Origin of the sequence: Algoriphagus aquimarinus (assembly GCF_007997215.1) — a bacterium.
Lineage (GTDB): Bacteria > Bacteroidota > Bacteroidia > Cytophagales > Cyclobacteriaceae > Algoriphagus > Algoriphagus aquimarinus_A.
In genome coordinates, this window is record NZ_VORW01000051.1 from 1 (window position 1) to 887 (window position 887).

At 44.1% G+C, this 887-nt stretch carries 1 protein-coding gene; it reads left to right on the plus strand.

Going from position 1 to position 887, the window contains the following annotated elements:
* Positions 1-887, plus strand: an 887-nt coding sequence (locus ESV85_RS22115) for a DUF1549 domain-containing protein (protein WP_146921522.1), incomplete at both ends; no start/stop codon positions are given.

Consider the following 887-nt stretch of genomic DNA (forward strand, 5'->3'; position numbering starts at 1 on the left):
GATTTCCTTACGGAAGTTTTACCTAGCAGTATCGATGATGAATTAGAAATTGAAAAAACTCCGATAAACCTTGCCTCTTACGAAACAGAACTTTCCCCTGAGAAAGAAATGAAACTGATCGGGGAAGTTCGGATGGTCTTGGCCCACAATTGCTATAAGTGCCACAGCGGAGCAAAAATCGAAGGGGAATTACGCTTGGATGAAAAAGAGTTTGTTTTTGCCGGAGGCGAAAATGGTCAGATTCTAATCCCCGGAAATCCCAGTGAAAGTGAGATTATCCGAAGGATTAACCTGGGCAAAAACCACGACGATGTAATGCCTTCCAAAGGCAAACTACTCAGCAAAGATGAAAAGGAATTGATCGCACTTTGGATAGCCAAAGGAGCTCCATGGCCAGATGGCGCTGCCCAGCAGTCTGTTTATCGTGTTGCCGAATTGGCTCCTAGAAATCCTACGCTACCTGCTTACAAAGCTGGTTTGGAAAACCCAATCGATCTCTGGGTTGATGAATATTTCCAGGAAAACAAGCTAGAGTGGAAAGGCGTCGTTGATGATAAAACCTATCTAAGAAGAATCTACTTAGATATCACAGGAATGATTCCGAGTCCACAGGATTTGGATGAATTCAGACAAGACACTAGGACTGACAAACGAAGTATTTGGCTTCAGGAATTATTGAGCCAATCAGATGATTATGCCACGCATTGGCTCACTTTCTGGAATGACGCCTTGCGAAATGATTACACCGGCACGGGCTACATCACGGGAGGTCGATACAATATTAGCGACTGGCTGTACACTTCTCTTCGAGACAATAAGGCATACGATCAGTTCGTGAAGGAATTGCTCAATCCAACTGAAAAGTCCAAGGGTTTCATCGAGGGAAT